Source organism: Pseudomonas cichorii, from assembly GCF_003700275.1.
Lineage (GTDB): Bacteria > Pseudomonadota > Gammaproteobacteria > Pseudomonadales > Pseudomonadaceae > Aquipseudomonas > Aquipseudomonas cichorii_B.
Genome location: NZ_RBRE01000055.1, coordinates 1 through 16626, shown reverse-complemented (window position 1 = coordinate 16626; position 16626 = coordinate 1). Strand labels below are relative to the sequence as shown.

Here is a 16626-nt window from a genome sequence, read left to right as displayed (position 1 = left end):
AACTTTGCACGGTATTGGGAGCCCCTGATTCCGGGCTGCGCAGCCTTGCCTGACAGAAATTGCGCCAGCGTTGTTGCTCTTCGTCACTCAAGGTTTCCGGGAAGTTACGAGCGCGATAACGAAACAACAATTCCGGCAGGCGCGCATCGTCAAAAGGCCATGCATCATGGGCCAGTTGTTCCGGCTCGGCGCAACGTACTTGCTCGCACAGACGACGATCACGATCCCCAATAAAGCCATCATACAATTGCTGCTCGGGATCTTCAGTGGCCGTGAAATCTTCCTTGCCATACACCGCAGGCAATTTATTCTGCCAAAGTTCACGACTTTCGTTGAGTCGTTGCACCCGCTCCTGATAGCCCGACATGTCCAGCTGCAAGCGTTGTTGATCTTCACTGCGCAAGACACTCAGGGGCGCAATCACCGGGCATCGATTTATATGCAGTAATTTGAGCGGTACCGGCAATTCACCTTCAGCCAGCGCCTCACGGCGTGTATATAAACGCTGCTTCAGAACTTCGGCGTCCTCATCCAGCAACGGCGAATGATCGAGATGCAGGTCGCACACAATCAGTGCATTACGATTATGCGGGTGCCAGGCCAGGGGTAATATCACTCCCAGATAATGGCGGGCTGCGGAAAAGCGTCCTGAAATATGCACCAATGGCTGCATCAGACGAATCTGTTCCTGAACCTTTTGTTTACTGCGCAGAGCAAACAGATAGTCATACAGCCGGGGTTGTTTCTCTCGAATCAAACGTGCCAGAGCAATCGTTGCCCGCACATCCGACAACGCATCATGAGCATGTCCATGATCGATACCGTTGGCCGCCGTCAGGCGCTCCAGCTTGAGCGTTACCCTGCCCTCTTCCTGCGGCCAGACAATCCCGTCCGGACGCAATGCATAGGCGGCCCGCACCACATCGATCAGGTCCCAGCGACTGTTGCCGCCCTGCCATTCACGGGCATAGGGGTCGAAGAAATTCCGATAGAGGCTGTAGCGGGTCACTTCATCATCGAAACGCAGCGTGTTGTAGCCTGAACCGCACGTCCCCGGAGCCGACAGTTCGGCATGCACACGGGTCATGAAATCCGCTTCGCAGAGCCCTTTTTCAGCCAGCCGCTCAGGAGTGATCCCGGTAATCACGCACGCGGCCGGATGAGGCAGGATGTCGTCGCTGGGCTGGCAGTACAGATTGACGGGGACGGCGATTTCATTGAGGTCGAAGTCGGTACGAATGCCGGCCATCTGCAATGCACGGTCATTGCGCGGATTGATACCGGTGGTTTCGTAGTCGTACCAGAAAATGCTGGAGGTCACGGGCTGATCCTGAACAAAAGACACTGCAAAGTGTAGGTCGTCAGGCATGCCTGTGGCGAATAAAGCCTTGTTACCCCATAAAGCCGGGAATGCCAGGTTGCGTACCTCTGCCGTGCTCGCTAGCATCACAGATCGCTCTCAGGTGCACTGCTCCCGACAATGTCATCGCCTCCAGCCCCGCCAAGGAATGCAGCGCCGCCCGCGCCACTGGATACCCGCATCGGGATCGAGACCCCGGAAGGCATCGATCTGGTCATGCGCCCTGCCGGCCTGCTGCCTCGCGCGCTGGCCTTCGGCATCGACTTCGGTATCCGGGCACTGACCATCAGCGTACTGATCATGTTTTTCCGGCTGTTCGACAAACTCGGCACGGGCTTGGGCGCCATCGCCATGTTTCTGGTGAACTGGTGGTACATGGTGCTGTTTGAAGTCCTGAATCAGGGCAGCACGCCGGGTAAACGCCTGATGGGCCTGCGCGTGGTGCAGGACGACGGCACGCCGATCGGCTGGGCCGCGTCGCTGATACGCAACTTGCTGCGCTTCGTCGACATGCTGCCTTTCGGCTACGGCCTCGGCGCTGTCAGTTGCCTGAGTCATCCACTGTTCAAGCGCCTGGGCGACCTGGCAGCCGGCACCTGTGTGATCTATCGCGACACACCGGTCCAGCGTCCCGTATTGCCACAGGCCGAGCCGGTCATTGCGCCGTTCACCCTCACTCTGGACGAGCAACGTGCACTCATGGATCTTGCGGAGCGCCAGGGCGAACTCTCCGCAGCGCGCACCGAGGAACTGGCGGCCATCCTCGCCGGGCCTTTGCACGTGCCGCGCGACAAGGCAGTGGCGCACATCAATGGCCTCGCCCGCGGCCTGTTGGGGCCGACATGAAGCAGAGCCTGTTTGAAGCGCGACATCAGGCCCATTGGCAGCTTTTCGGCAAGCGCCTGGATGCACTCGAAAGCGGCAAGCGCGATCCCGCCTCCGGCGAAACCTTTGCCAGTGATTACCGACGCATCTGCCAGCAACTGGCCCTGGCCCGTGAGCGTGGCTACAGCAGCCACTTGATCGACCCGCTGCAGCAACTGGCAATGCGCGGCCACCAGCAGCTCTACCGCCACCGTAGCAACATCGCTGCGCAGTTCCTGACCTTCATCCTCGCCGGGTTCCCGCGCCTGGTGCGGGCAGAATGGCGCTTCGTGCTGGTCGCCAGCCTGCTGTTCTTCGTCAGCCTGATCGGCATGGGCCTGCTGGTGTATGTTTTCCCGAACCTGATCTACAGCATTGTCAGCCCGGCGCAGGTCAGCGACATGCAGAACATGTACGACCCGGCGGCGCGACGCATCGGCCAGGCGCTGGAGCGTGAATCCAGTGCTGACTGGATGATGTTCGGCTACTACATCATGAACAACATCGGCATCGCCTTTCAGACCTACGCCAGCGGTTTGCTGTTCGGCCTCGGCAGCCTGTTCTTCCTGCTGTTCAATGGCCTGATGATCGGCGCAGTTGCCGGGCACCTGACCCAGATCGGTTTCGGCCAGACATTCTGGTCGTTCGTGATCGGCCATGGCGCCTTTGAACTGACCGCCATCGCCCTGGCAGGCGCCGCGGGCCTCAAACTGGGCTGGGCCTTGCTGGCGCCGGGGCGCCTGAGCCGCAGCGAAGCCCTGCGCCTGGCAGCCAGAACCAGCGTGCAGATGATCGGCGGCGTCATTCTGTTGCTGTTGATTGCAGCCTTTATAGAAGCCTACTGGTCATCGATGACCTGGCCCGAACCGTTCATCAAATACCTGGTGGGCGCAGCGCTGTGGATACTGGTGATTGCCTATCTGACCCTGGCAGGACGGACCGCTCATGCGCCTGACTGATGCCAGCGTCACGATACGCCCGCGCAATCCCTGGGAAGCCATAGATCTGGGCGTGCTGCTGGCACGCGAACATCGCACGCTGCTGATGGGCAGTTGGGCAGCGGTCACCTTGCCAGTCTTCGCCCTGCTCAGCTTCTTGCTGTGGGACTACCCTTCACTGGTCTTCATTCTGTTCTGGTGGCTCAAACCCGCCTATGAGCGTTTAGCCCTGCTGATTCTTTCCCGGGCCTTGTTCGGCCCCGCGCCGACGCTAAAGCAGGCGCTCAAGGCCTGGCCGGCAACGCTCAAGAACCAGCTGATCCCGAGCCTGACCTGGCGCCGCCTGAGCCCAAGCCGCAGCTTCCTGCTGCCGGTGCAGCAACTGGAAAATCTCTCGGGTATCGAACGCAGCCAGCGTATCGCGCTGCTCAGCCAGAAAGACATGCGCGCCGCCCGCTGCCTGACCATCGTCGGCAGCCATCTGGAGTTTGCCCTTTGGCTGGGCTTGATCCTGCTGTTCTATGCCTTCATTCCCCGGCAGATCGAACTCGACTGGAGCTGGTACCGCCTGCTCAATGTCGACGGCAGCTGGAACTGGCTGGAACACCTGAGCAATGCGCTCTACGCCTTGATGCTGGTGTTCTGGGGACCGATCTATGTTTCCTGCGGCTTTACCCTGTACCTCAATCGGCGCACCACTCTGGAAGCCTGGGATATCGAGCTGGTTTTCCGACGCTTGCGGCAAAGGCTGATCGGCAGCGCCTATGTGGTGCTGATCGCCGCCGGTCTGGCGCTGTCTGCTGCACCCACTTCGGTCTGGGCAGACGAAGCTTCCGCCTACAGTTGCCCGCTGCCGGAGACAGAGCAAACCGGCCCCGCTGATTCCCTGGCCGCGCCCGATACCCCGCGCCTGACCCGGCAGGCCCTGAGCAGCGAAGCGGCCAGAAACGATATCCGCAGCCTGCTGCAAGAGCCGCCGTTCAAGAACCCCAAGACCGTCAGCGGCTGGCGCTTTCCGGAACCCAAGGAGTCGGCCCCCAAAGCCAGGGCTGGCGGTGACGACAACCCGTTCAAATGGCTGAACGACCTGCTCAGGTCGGCCAACGTCATCGCCAAAGTACTGGAAACCTTGCTCTGGGCTACCGCCATCGCTCTGGTAACCCTGTTGATCTGGCGCTATCGCGAGTGGTTCAAGACCTTCGTCGGACGAGACATCGGCAAACGCAAACCCTTGCGCGACAGCCCCGAGCAACTGTTCGGCCTGGCCGTCACCGCCCAGAGTCTGCCTGACGATATCGCCAGCCACGCGCAGCGCCTGTGGGCCAGCCAGCCGCGCGAAGCCCTGAGCCTGTTGTATCGCGGCTTGCTCAGCCGTTTGCTGAACGACTATCGACTGCCGCTCAAGCATGCCGACACCGAAGGCCAGGTGCTGGAACACGTGGCGAAACTCAACCAGCCATTGCTGAACGATTTCAGCCGCAGCCTGACCACTCACTGGCAGAACCTTGCCTACGGCCATCGCCTGCCTCCCGCGCATCTGCAGCAGGAACTCTGCGATGGCTGGCGGCGCCTGTTCGACACCGGAGCGCCACGATGACCCGGCGCAAGCAGATCCTCATCGGCCTGCTGGTGCTCATGCTGCTGCTCGCCGGTATCTATGCCGCCAAACACCTTGAGCCTTATGAAGAGGTCATTGACCAGGGCCCTTCTCCCGAAGTGGCGGCCAATCCGTATCTGGCTGCCGAACACTTCCTGCGCCAGCGCTCGACACCGGTCAAATCGACCCACAACCTGCTTGAGCTGCCCGATGTCAGCCAGCACCCGCAAACGTTGTTGCTGCTCGACAGTCGCGAAAACATGACACCCGCCCAGGTCGAGCGACTGCTGGGCTGGGCCAGATCGGGTGGCCATCTGCTGTTCGTTGCCGAGCAGATCTGGGACGAGAAAAAAGGCCGTAGCGGCGACCTGTTGCTGGACAAGGTACAGATTCAGCAATACCTCACCCGCGATATCAAACAGCAGGACAAGGAACAGCAACGCCTGGAAAACCAGGCACGTCCCCAGCCGTCCATCCCCTTGATGGCGCCGCGCACCAGCACGCCGAGCCAGCGCTGGCCAGAGTTGACCCGTCTGTACCTGGAAAACGAAAAACAACCGGCCTACATGAGTTTCAACCCGGCCTTTCATCTGGAAGACCCGTACGATCATGCCCAGTCCTGGGCCAACAGCGCCGATGCCACGCACCTGCTGCAAATGGTCTATGGCCAGGGGCTGATTACTGTCATCACCGATGCCGACCTGTGGAAAAACCGCGCCATCGCCCGTTACGACAACGCCTGGCTGCTGTGGTACCTCACTCAGGACAGCGCGGTGACCCTGCTGCTGCAGACCGACCATGACAACCTGCCGAGCCTGCTGCTGCGCAACTTCCCGATGGCGCTGGCGAGCTTCGCACTGCTGATCGGCCTGGCGCTCTGGCATGTCGGCCTGCGCGAAGGTCCGCTACAGGCACCCGCCGCCAGAGGCAGGCGACAGCTCGCCGAACACCTGCGAGCCAGTGCCGAATTCGTGCGCCGCCGCAGTGGCCAGCAGGTCATGCTCAAAAGCCTGCAACAGGACATCCTGCGCCGCGCCCGCCTGCGCCATCCCGGTTTTGAACGACTGGGAGTCACCGACCAATGGCAGGTTCTGTCCCGCCTGACCCGCCAGCCCACCAGCGCCATCAGCGACGCCCTGCGGCCAAGACCCCGCCAACGCATGTCGAATGCCGAATTCACCCGTCAGGTTGCCCACCTGCAAAGTCTCAGGAATGCCTTATGAGCGATCAAACGACCGACCAACCACACACCCCCGATGACACCCAAGTCAGCGCCGAGCCGACATCAAGCAATCAGGCGCAGCAACGTCAGCGCGCCAGCCATCTGGCCCAGGCCTTGCGCAACGAGTTGCACAAAGCCGTGATCGGCCAGAGTGCGGTGATCGATGATGTGCTGACGGCCCTGATTGGCGGTGGCCACGTGTTGCTCGAAGGTGTGCCGGGGCTGGGCAAGACGTTGCTGGTTCGCGCGCTGGCCCGCTGCTTTGGCGGGGAGTTTGCGCGCATTCAGTTCACCCCCGATCTGATGCCCAGCGATATCACCGGCCATGCGGTCTATGACATGCAGACCGAGCAGTTCAAGTTGCGCAAGGGGCCGCTGTTCACCAACCTGTTGCTGGCCGACGAAATCAACCGCGCCCCGGCCAAAACCCAGGCTGCGCTGCTCGAGGCCATGCAGGAGCGGCAAGTGACCCTTGAAGGCCGGGCGCTGCCGATTGCCCAGCCGTTCATGGTGCTGGCGACGCAAAACCCTATCGAACAGGAAGGCACCTATCCCCTGCCGGAAGCCGAGCTGGATCGCTTCATGCTCAAGCTGCGCATGGACTACCCGGACACTCAGGAAGAGCTGGCCATGGTCCGCCAGGTGACGCGCTCGACCCGCGCCGACATGCTCGATGTGCAACCGCTGCGAGTCATCCTGCAGGCCCGAGAGGTGCAGGCGCTGCAACGGATTGCCAGTGAATTGCCGATGGACGATCAGGTGCTGGACTATGCCGTGCGTCTGGCGCGCAGTACTCGTACCTGGCCGGGCCTGAGCCTGGGCGCCGGTCCCCGGGCTTCCATCGCGCTGGTGCGTGGCGGACGCGCACGGGCGTTGTTGCGTGGTGGCGAATTCGTCATCCCGGACGATATCAAGGGCTGTGCACTGGCCGTATTACGTCATCGGGTCAGGCTCTCGGCAGAGCTGGATATCGAAGGCCTTTCAGTGGATCAGGTGCTCAAGCAAGTGCTCGATCAGGTTCCGGCACCACGCCTATGAAGCAGGCATTCAGGCCCTCGCTCACATTCCTGCGCTGGCTGGGCGGGCTGGCGGGAATTGCCGTGTTGCTGGGCATCCTCAAAGCGCTGGGCATCGATGTGCCCGTGCAAGTCAGCACCCTTTTTTGCGGGGCGTTGCTGGGCCTGATCGGCACAAGTCTGGTCGACGTCATCCGGCTTGCCCGGCAACCGTCCCCCGAGGTGCAACGCCATCTACCGGGCAGTCTGGCCCTTGGGCGCTGGAGCGAAGTGCGACTGGACCTGAAGCATCCCTATCCGCACGCCTTGAACCTGCGAGTGTTCGATCACCTTCCCGACGGCCTGAAATTTGAAAACCTGCCGCAGTCGATCAGCCTCGCCAGTGGCGAACAAGGCCAGCTGGGTTATCGCCTGCGGCCCTTGAGCCGTGGCCACTTTGTCTTCGAGCACTGCGAAGTCAGCCTGCCCAGCCCGCTGCGCCTGTGGGCGGCGCGACGCTATCTGCCATTGCCCGGCAGCACCCGCGTCTACCCGGATTTCGCCCGGCTGTACGGCGGGCAATTGCTGGCGGTGGATAACTGGCTCAGCCAGATCGGCGTCCATCAACGGCAACGTCGCGGGCTGGGGCTGGAGTTCAATCAGCTCCGGGAATTTCGCGAAGGCGACAGCATGCGCCAGATCGACTGGAAAGCCACTGCCCGCCACCGCACCCCGATAGCCCGGGAATATCAGGACGAACGCGACCAACAGATCCTGCTCATGCTCGACTGCGGCCGGCGCATGCGCAGCCAGGATGGCGACCTGTCGCATTTCGACCACACGCTCAACGCCTGCCTGCTACTGAGCTACGTTGCCTTGCGCCAGGGTGACGCCGTGGGCCTGATGACTTTTGCCGGCGAGCAGTCGCGCTATCTGGCACCCATCAAGGGACAGAGCCAGCTGAACCTGCTACTCAACAAGGTTTATGACCTGCAAAGCACTCAGCATGCCGCGGACTACAGCGCGGCAGTACGCCAGGTGCTGGCCAAGCAGAAACGCCGGGCACTGATCATCCTGGTGACCAACCTGCGCGATGAGGACGATGAAGAGTTGCCCGCAGCAGTCAAACAGCTCAGCCGCCAGCACCGGGTACTGGTCGCCAGCCTGCGCGAGGAAGTGCTCGACAGCCTGCGCCAATCGTCGGTGCAAACCTACGATCAGGCACTGGCTTACTGCGGAACAATAGACTTCCTGAATGCAAGAGCCGGTCTGCATGAACGCCTGGCGGCGCAGGACATACCGGTCATGGATGTGCGCCCAGCAGAACTGGGCGCACAACTGGTCACTCGTTACTTGAGCTGGAAGAAAGCAGGAACACTGTAAATCGCCTGCGTCAGGCAGAGGCTTCCACAAGGTAGAAGCAGAAGTACTGACGCAATGCATCAGACAGATCACGATAGCCGTCAGGCACCGTGTTCAATCTAAAACCCGAATTGTAATTTCCAGGTGTTTCATCTTCGCTACACCACAGGCACGTGGCATTTACATCGACCATTTTTTGCCCGCTCTCATTGGCAGGCATCTTCATACGCAAATCAAATACTGCACCCACCAGCAATGGCAGATCACTGATGAGCATCAGTCCCTCTTCAGAGACATTGCCCAGACAACCCATTGATCTTCCGGTGTGACGATTCGATACCTGAAGATAATCCTGCAACTGGTGACGTTCAATCCTTCGATTCCTTAGCATCTCAGCCGCCTTCTGAACCATTGGGCGTGATCCTGCACGCAAATAATTCAAATTCCCTGCGACTACCACCCACTCATGTCGCATGGAAAGCCCTTGAAACAGGTTTAGCTCTGTACATTTCATTCCCTTGACACAGAGCCTAGCCGAGATTCTTCTGACATCCACCCGAAAACGCTACTTTTCACCCAATCGGGTGTAATCATTTTGAAGCAGGAAAGGGCTTCGCCGGCTGTCCACCCAGGTTGTGACCCAGCTGCGACAAGGTGTCCAGGCGTGCCCGAGCGCGGTATGCATATTCACTCGATGGATATTTGGCGATAAGGAATTGATAGGTCTGCACCGCATCGATATACAGCTTCTGGCGCTCAAGGCACTGGCCACGCAGCATCGATACTTCCGGCAGGACGTAAGGACGCTCGCGGCTCTGACGCTCGACCTTGGACAGAGACAGCATCACACTGTCGCAATCGCCACGATCATACGCGTGATAGGCCTCGTTCAGGTTGGCGTTCATCGCCCAACGGGTGCAACCGCTGACCGCAGCCAGTAATACAACAATGGTTAGAATGCGCATGAGAGTCTCCTGTTCTGTGCCTTGATATCGGCCTCCAGCCCTTTTTCTTCAGGGCAGATTTAGCACCGATCATCAGCCGATTGCCCTGCCGATTTGCAAGCAGGTAGTGCAAAGGAACAATGACTACAGCCCCGGACAGGAGTAGCCTCTCGCTGCGCTTCAATTAAGGAGTTTGTGCATGACCGTTCGCCGCACCAAAATCGTAGCCACACTTGGCCCTGCCAGTAATTCGCCTGAAGTCATCGAACAACTCATTCTTTCGGGTCTGGATGTTGCTCGCCTGAACTTCTCCCACGGCACCCCGGATGAGCACAAGGCTCGCGCCAGACTGATCCGTGAAATCGCCGCCAGACACGGGCGCTTCGTCGCTCTGCTGGGTGACCTGCAAGGTCCGAAGATTCGTATTGCCAAGTTCACCGACAAACGAATAGAGCTTAAGGTCGGAGACAAGTTCACCTTCTCCACCGCTCATCCACTGACCAGCGGCACTCAGCAAATCGTGGGCATCGATTACCCCGATCTGGTCAAGGACTGCGGCGTGGGCGACGAGCTGCTGCTCGACGACGGTCGCGTAGTCATGCGCGTTGATACGCAAACCGCTGAAGAACTGCATTGCACCGTGCTGATCGGTGGCCCGCTCTCGGACCACAAAGGTATCAACCGTCGCGGTGGCGGCCTGACAGCGCCGGCCCTGACCGAAAAAGACAAGCAGGACATCAAGCTGGCTGCCGAAATGGAGCTGGACTACCTGGCCGTTTCCTTCCCGCGCGATGCTGCGGATATGGAATACGCGCGCAAGCTGCGTGACGAAGCCGGTGGCACTGCCTGGCTGGTTGCCAAGATCGAACGCGCCGAAGCCGTTGCCAACGATGAAGTACTCGACGAACTGATTCGCGCCAGCGATGCCGTCATGGTTGCCCGTGGTGACCTCGGCGTTGAAATCGGCGACGCAGAACTGGTCGGCGTGCAGAAACGCATCATCCTGCACGCACGTCGCCATAACAAAGCGGTGATCGTGGCCACGCAGATGATGGAGTCGATGATCTCCAGCCCGATGCCGACCCGCGCCGAAGTGTCCGACGTGGCCAACGCCGTGCTCGACTACACCGACGCCGTGATGCTCTCGGCTGAAAGTGCTGCCGGTTCCTACCCGATCGAAGCCGTGCAGGCCATGGCGCGTATCTGCCTGGGCGCTGAAAAGCACCCTACCGGCAAGACCTCCAGCCACCGCATCGGTCACTCGTTCACCCGTTGTGACGAAAGCATCGCGCTGGCGGCCATGTACACGGCCAACCACTTCCCCGGCGTCAAGGCAATCATCGCCCTGACCGAAAGTGGCTACACCCCGTTGATCATGTCGCGCATCCGCTCCTCGGTGCCGATCTATGCGTTCTCCCCACACCGTGAAACCCAGGCGCGTGCTGCCATGTTCCGTGGCGTCTACACCGTGCCGTTCGACCCGGCAAACCTGCCGCCGGGCCAGGTCAGCCAGTCCGCCGTCGACGAACTGCTCAAGCGTGGTCTGGTCGAGCAAGGCGACTGGGTCATCCTGACCAAGGGCGACAGCTACCACACCATCGGTGGCACCAACGGCATGAAAATCCTGCACGTTGGCGACCCATTGGTCTGATAGACCTCAAGCAGCAAGCAAAAGCCCCGGCGCGCAAGCGACCGGGGCTTTTTCATGCGCAGTGATCGTGTCCATGACCTGTCATTTCTGACAGTTGCCCCCTTGTTTGCCTCATGGCACCGTAAATTTCTTCTGGTGCTCGACGCCCGGAAATCAATCACATACGGCGTTCAGGATGAACGCTGCAGACTTGAAGGAATAAGCTCATGAATACAAAAAAGTCACCGCTGGCCGCTGGCGACCTTGATCCCGGCTTTGCTGAAAAAGGCATCCTGTTTACAAGTTTTGGACCAGAAACGCTCGAATCCTCAGTACTCGGGGTCCACCTTGCTCCCGATGGAAAACTGTTGATATCCGGATATCGCGGCCAAAATGACTATGCACTGGCCCGCCTGAACCCCGACGGCACACCTGACCGGAGCTTCGGCAATGCCGGAATCGTACTCGGCCAATTCAGGGCAGGCCTCGAATCGGCAGCCGCCGCAACCTTTGTCACAACAGACGATAAACTGCTGCTGGTCGGGAAAGTCTATATCAGCGAGATCGTCGATTACCGAGCGGTGACCCGACTGAATGGCGACGGCAGCCTCGATACCAGTTTCGGTGACCAAGGCTCTGTCATCCTGGACCTGCCGCTCGAAAAAAACGCGACTGAACCCACCCGTTTTGCGCGCGACCCCGAAACGCTGCAAAACGCTTCCTCTCCAGTCAGCGCCCTGCTCCAGTCGGATGGAAAAATCGTCGTCAGCGACACTTTCCGTGATATCGCGGCCACATTCCGTCTGAATCCAGACGGCTCGCTGGATACCTCCTTCAATGGCACGGGCTATGCGACCCTGGGTCTCCCGAACGGGCTTACCAGACTTGGACCTCTGTATGTCGAAAACGGCAAGGTCATCATCGCCGGCACTTATCGACATGCACAGACCTCTGAAGCTCGTCCGCTGGTGGTTCGCTATAACGCAAATGGCTCGCTGGACAGTAGTTTTGGAGAAAATGGCATTTTCATCGTTCCACCCGAAAACTCAGATGCCCTGTCAGCCCAATGCCTGGACATACTCAGAGAGTCCAACGGCAATATTCTGGGGGTCGGCAGCACTAGTGCATTCCCAGTCAAATCGGTGCTGCTGGGCCTGGATAAAGACGGCTCGATGGACCCTGCGTTCAACGGTGGCCAAGCGCTGTTTAACGAAGTCAGTGAGCAAGGTAGCCAATGGAACAATGCCGCTCTGGACAGCCGCTCGGGTCTGAACGTCGTGCTCGGCGGTACTTTGGGAAGCGCTTCGGAGGTGGTCGTCGGACGCATTGATAATCGGGGCGTATGGGACACTCAGTTCGGCGCCCCTCAAGGCTGGGTCAGGATCTCGGCAGGCATTGGACATACCCTCAATTACGATGTTGCCGTGCAGAACGACGGCAACATCGTGGTGGCAGGAACCTTCGTCCCGGACAGCGGATTGTTCAAGGGCTTTGTCTTGAGAGTATTGGGATAACGCTTTATGTGCCTGCGTACCCTCTACTGGCAAATGCATCTGCCAGTACCCGGTTACGTGGCACGCCCGCCAGATACAAGGCCTTGGCAAATGCCTCGACACTGACTGTGCTGCCGCAGACCAGCGCCACGGCCTGGCGGGATAACAGACGCAACTCGCCCAGAGCCGCAGTCTGTTCATCAGACGTGACCAACCGGACCTGCAAGCGCGGATGCATCTTTGCCAGACTCTGCAACTCGCTAGCCAGATAATGCTCGCTGTGTTCATGGGCCAGATGCAGCAGATGAATGGCACCTTGATGTTCCTGACGCAGCGCTTCACGCAACACGCCCCACAGCGGCCCAAGCCCGGTGCCGGCAGCCAGCAGAAGCAACGGGCGCTCCTGCCAGTCGGGGTCATAGTGCAAGGCGCCGCCACGCAACTCACCAAGACGGATACGCTCACCAGGCTGTAACTGACGCGCCGCATTGCTGAACGCACCTGGATGGCGGCAATCGATGTGAAATTCGAGAAATCCGTCATCACCGGGCAGACTGGCCAGTGAGTATGGTCGGGCAATCCCGCTATCGGTCCACAACACTTGGTGCTGCCCGGCGCGATACCGCAACGGACGATCCGGCTCCAGGCGCAGGCGCAGTACTGTCGGGCTCAGCCAGTCGCAACCCGACACCGTGGCCGGCAAACCATCGCGAGCGGGGTCGAACACTTCGACGGTCAGGTCTTCGACCACGCGGCACTGACATGCCAGACGCCAGCCTTGCTGGCGCTTGTCCGGGGCCAGTGCATCGGGCTTCTGATCCTGCGGTTCGCCTTCGACACAGCGCACCAGGCAGGCATGGCAACTGCCCGCCCGACAACTGTAGGGCACAGCAACGCCCGCTTGATTCAGGGCATCGAGCAGATTACTGGCCTCAGCCACCGGCCAGTGCCGGTCGCCGACATGTATCTCAGGCATCGAAAAGTTCCAGGCCCTGTGCAGAAAATACTCGCGATTGTACAGGTTGGCTCTCAGGGCGGGTTATACTGCCGCGCCTTTTTGCGCCCGCTACGGCTACCCTGACAACTCTGGCTCGTGCCGCTGTGCCAGATGCACGCCGATAGCGTAATTGAATGTTCCCGTCCTTACAGAGGAGCGCGCCGCATGACCGTGATCAAGCAAGACGACCTGATTCAGAGCGTTGCAGACGCCCTGCAATTCATTTCCTATTACCACCCCGTTGACTTCATCCAGGCCATGCATGAAGCCTATCTGCGTGAAGAGTCCCCCGCTGCCCGCGATTCCATGGCTCAGATCCTGATCAACTCGCGCATGTGTGCGACCGGCCATCGTCCGATCTGCCAGGACACCGGTATCGTCACCGTGTTCGTGCGGGTCGGCATGGACGTCCGTTGGGATGGCGCCACCATGGGCCTGGACGACATGATCAACGAGGGCGTGCGTCGCGCCTACAACCTGCCGGAAAACGTCCTGCGTGCCTCGATCCTCGCCGACCCGGCAGGCGCCCGCAAGAACACCAAGGACAACACCCCGGCGGTCATCCACTACTCCATCGTGCCGGGTAACACCGTCGAAGTGGACGTCGCGGCCAAAGGCGGCGGCTCGGAAAACAAATCGAAGATGGCGATGCTCAACCCGTCCGACTCGATCGTCGACTGGGTCCTGAAAACCGTTCCGACCATGGGCGCTGGCTGGTGCCCGCCAGGCATGCTCGGCATCGGTATCGGCGGCACCGCCGAGAAAGCTGCGGTCATGGCCAAGGAAGTGTTGATGGAGTCCATCGACATTCACGAACTCAAGGCCCGTGGCCCACAGAACCGCATTGAAGAAATGCGTCTAGAGCTGTTCGAGAAGGTCAACCAGCTGGGTATCGGCGCGCAGGGCCTCGGCGGCCTGACCACCGTGCTCGACGTCAAGATCATGGACTACCCGACCCACGCCGCTTCGCTGCCGGTGTGCATGATCCCCAACTGCGCCGCGACCCGCCACGCGCACTTCGTTCTGGACGGTTCCGGCCCGGCTTCCCTGGAAGCGCCGCCGCTGGACGCCTACCCGGAAATCGTCTGGGAAGCTGGCCCGTCGGCCCGCCGCGTCAACCTCGACACCCTGACGCCAGAAGAAGTACAGAGCTGGAAGCCGGGCGAAACCGTATTGCTCAACGGCAAGATGCTCACCGGTCGCGACGCTGCGCACAAGCGCATGGTCGAAATGCTGAACAAGGGCGAAACCCTGCCGGTCGACCTCAAGGGTCGCTTCATCTACTACGTTGGCCCGGTCGATCCGGTTCGCGAAGAAGTGGTTGGCCCGGCTGGCCCGACTACCGCGACGCGGATGGACAAGTTCACCCGCCAGATCCTTGAGCAAACCGGCCTGCTGGGCATGATCGGCAAATCCGAGCGCGGTCCGACCGCCATCGACGCGATCAAGGACAACAAGGCGGTTTACCTGATGGCCGTGGGTGGCGCTGCCTACCTCGTGGCACAGGCGATCAAGAAATCCAAGGTCCTGGCTTTTGCCGAACTGGGCATGGAAGCGATCTATGAGTTTGAGGTCAAGGACATGCCGGTCACTGTCGCAGTCGACAGCAAAGGCGAATCCGTCCACATCACCGGCCCGCAGATCTGGCAGAAAAAGATCAGCGACAGCCTGGCGGTGGAAGTGCAGTAAGTCTGGCTTCCCCGTTCAAGAAACCCGGCGCAATGCCGGGTTTTTTATGGGCAGCATTTATCAGGGATAAAACTGCCCCCAGGATTTCAACTTGGTGATGATACTTTTTCTGCCCAGGAAAATTCCAAGGGTTGCCAGGGAGTCCGCATTGCGTCGAAGAATGTTGGCCCTGACAGCCGGATCGCTCAAGCGCTCCATCCTGATATCTGCCTCGCTATTGATATCGAAAAGCGTCATGAGTTCATCCTTCTTCAGTAAGCCCCGCTGCGCTACATCCTGAATACGTGAGTAGATGTAGTCGTTCTCGCGCCCCTCGACCAATGCCTGAGAAGACTGTGCCAACTGATCGAGATGAGCGTTAAACTCTTTTCTGTTGAGGCTGGCTCGGGCTTCCTTGATGAACGTCGAATTCAGGTAAGCAAAGTCCTTTGTATTGTCTTTTTCCAGCACGTGAGAAAGTTCATGGCTGACGACCAGCGCCGTACCCAAAGCGTACTTTTCAAGCAGGTGATCCGAGAGAAATATTCTTTTATACGGATCTGACGGTGTCACATAAGCGTGCCCCATGGAGCCCGTTACCACTGCAAACTGGTTATAGCGTTCTCCTTCCTGATAACTCTGAACAATATTGTTTAAAGAACTGTAGTTTTCGACCAGACTCGGCAGGTGGTTTAACGACTCGGCGCCCACGGTAACGGCGACCAACTGTTTCGCATCGGCACCCAGTGTCGATGTGCCCAGCTCAGAAATTGCGTCCTGGTAGGAAAGATGCGCAAGCTCCAGAGCCTGCTCGACTTTTAGCGGATTATGTGGCGTCAACTGCGCTATCTGCATACGTCCTCGCGCCACAATTGACTCATTGCGACTTGCGGACTTCTGCTCATATTTATCGCCCCGCCCTTGATAAGGCACAGGAGCCAATCCCTCTGGATCAACCTTGCAGACGGGGTTATTGCCGACCATTAGATAGTAATTCAAACCACCGACCGTTCCCCCCGGGTCTGGATTGATCCACCTCTGCAACCACGGCGCGTAATACCTGAAGCCGTAGTAATACAACCCGCTGATATCGCGCGCCTTGCCTGAGTAACGCACGGTCTTGTACTTCGCCTCCAGGGCACTGCGTGCCGCCCACCACGCCGTGCCACCAAACGGGTAGTAACTTTCCTGGCTGATCAGTTGGCCTTGTTGATCCAGTTCCAGCGTACTTGAACCGAGATGATCGCTGATGTGGTAGCGGATTTGATCGTTGGCGATACCGCCTGGTTGGCCGGCTTGCCAGTGCAGTACCCGTGCATTCTTGGCGGTAATGACGTGCAGGATTTCGCCATCGGCAGTGGTGCGGATTTCCAGTCCTGGCAGGTAGCGGACTTCATTATTCAATGTGCGACTGGAGGTTTGCGCGCTGTTGATCTTGCGGCAGCGCTGGCCCTGGCCATCGTAGATATAGCGTTCGTGATCGCTGGCTTTGGTGGCTCGGGTCACGGTCGTGATCTGCTGCAATTGATTGCGCAAATCCCATTCCAGCGCCTGAC

General features: G+C 59.6%; 14 protein-coding genes. 9 read left to right on the top strand and 5 right to left on the bottom strand.

Features of this window, described 5'->3' with window-relative positions; translation table 11 throughout:
* A partial coding sequence (sbcB, locus tag ALQ04_RS14915) for an exodeoxyribonuclease I (protein WP_122316520.1) occupies positions 1-1321 on the bottom strand: 1321 nt, incomplete at its 3' end.
* A 159-nt stretch (positions 1322-1480) separates the two neighbouring features.
* Here sbcB and ALQ04_RS14910 point away from each other — a divergent pair.
* From ALQ04_RS14910 to ALQ04_RS14885, 6 genes are read left to right on the top strand one after another with little or no spacing between them, the layout of a single operon-like run.
* Positions 1481-2206, top strand: a complete 726-nt coding sequence (locus ALQ04_RS14910; RefSeq protein ID WP_122316519.1) for an RDD family protein — start codon at positions 1481-1483, stop codon at positions 2204-2206.
* Positions 2203-3183 (top strand): stage II sporulation protein M, encoded by a 981-nt coding sequence (locus ALQ04_RS14905; RefSeq protein WP_122316518.1) that lies wholly within the window; start codon positions 2203-2205, stop codon positions 3181-3183. The genes ALQ04_RS14910 and ALQ04_RS14905 overlap by 4 nt, the downstream gene beginning before the upstream one ends.
* Positions 3170-4759 (top strand): DUF4129 domain-containing protein, encoded by a 1590-nt coding sequence (locus tag ALQ04_RS14900; RefSeq protein ID WP_122316517.1) that lies wholly within the window; start codon positions 3170-3172, stop codon positions 4757-4759. Before ALQ04_RS14905 ends, ALQ04_RS14900 begins: the two co-directional genes overlap by 14 nt.
* Positions 4756-5982 carry a DUF4350 domain-containing protein gene (locus tag ALQ04_RS14895; RefSeq protein WP_122316516.1) on the top strand — a complete coding sequence of 409 codons (1227 nt, stop codon included), beginning with the start codon at positions 4756-4758 and terminating at the stop codon, positions 5980-5982. Before ALQ04_RS14900 ends, ALQ04_RS14895 begins: the two co-directional genes overlap by 4 nt.
* A complete protein-coding gene (locus ALQ04_RS14890; RefSeq protein ID WP_122316515.1) occupies positions 5979-7019 on the top strand; it encodes a MoxR family ATPase in 1041 nt (346 codons plus the stop codon). Before ALQ04_RS14895 ends, ALQ04_RS14890 begins: the two co-directional genes overlap by 4 nt.
* Entirely contained in the window at positions 7016-8359 is a 1344-nt protein-coding gene (locus tag ALQ04_RS14885) for a DUF58 domain-containing protein (protein ID WP_122316514.1), read from the top strand. Before ALQ04_RS14890 ends, ALQ04_RS14885 begins: the two co-directional genes overlap by 4 nt.
* A 10-nt stretch (positions 8360-8369) precedes the next feature.
* Here the strand turns inward: ALQ04_RS14885 and ALQ04_RS14880 are convergent, their stop codons facing one another.
* The gene (locus ALQ04_RS14880) at positions 8370-8729 is read right to left on the bottom strand and encodes a PilZ domain-containing protein (protein WP_122316521.1); all 360 of its coding nucleotides are present in this window, start codon (positions 8727-8729) and stop codon (positions 8370-8372) included.
* A gap of 199 nt (positions 8730-8928) precedes the next feature.
* Entirely contained in the window at positions 8929-9303 is a 375-nt protein-coding gene (locus ALQ04_RS14875) for a tol-pal system YbgF family protein (RefSeq protein WP_122316513.1), read from the bottom strand.
* A gap of 178 nt (positions 9304-9481) precedes the next feature.
* Between ALQ04_RS14875 and pyk the strand changes: the two genes are divergently transcribed.
* A complete protein-coding gene (gene pyk / locus ALQ04_RS14870) occupies positions 9482-10933 on the top strand; it encodes a pyruvate kinase (protein ID WP_122316512.1) in 1452 nt (483 codons plus the stop codon).
* A gap of 206 nt (positions 10934-11139) precedes the next feature.
* Entirely contained in the window at positions 11140-12426 is a 1287-nt protein-coding gene (locus tag ALQ04_RS14865) for a hypothetical protein (RefSeq protein ID WP_122316511.1), read from the top strand.
* A gap of 4 nt (positions 12427-12430) precedes the next feature.
* Here ALQ04_RS14865 and ALQ04_RS14860 read toward each other — a convergent pair whose 3' ends face one another.
* Positions 12431-13381 carry an iron-sulfur-binding ferredoxin reductase gene (locus ALQ04_RS14860; RefSeq protein ID WP_122316510.1) on the bottom strand — a complete coding sequence of 317 codons (951 nt, stop codon included), beginning with the start codon at positions 13379-13381 and terminating at the stop codon, positions 12431-12433.
* Between the two features lie 186 nt (positions 13382-13567).
* Between ALQ04_RS14860 and ALQ04_RS14855 the strand changes: the two genes are divergently transcribed.
* Positions 13568-15091: a fumarate hydratase gene (locus tag ALQ04_RS14855; RefSeq protein WP_122316509.1), complete on the top strand. Its 1524-nt coding sequence runs from the start codon at positions 13568-13570 to the stop codon at positions 15089-15091.
* A 60-nt stretch (positions 15092-15151) separates the two neighbouring features.
* On the opposite strand, the gene ALQ04_RS14850 is transcribed toward ALQ04_RS14855, so the two are convergent.
* A partial coding sequence (locus ALQ04_RS14850; RefSeq protein ID WP_147466600.1) for an RHS repeat-associated core domain-containing protein occupies positions 15152-16626 on the bottom strand: 1475 nt, incomplete at its 5' end.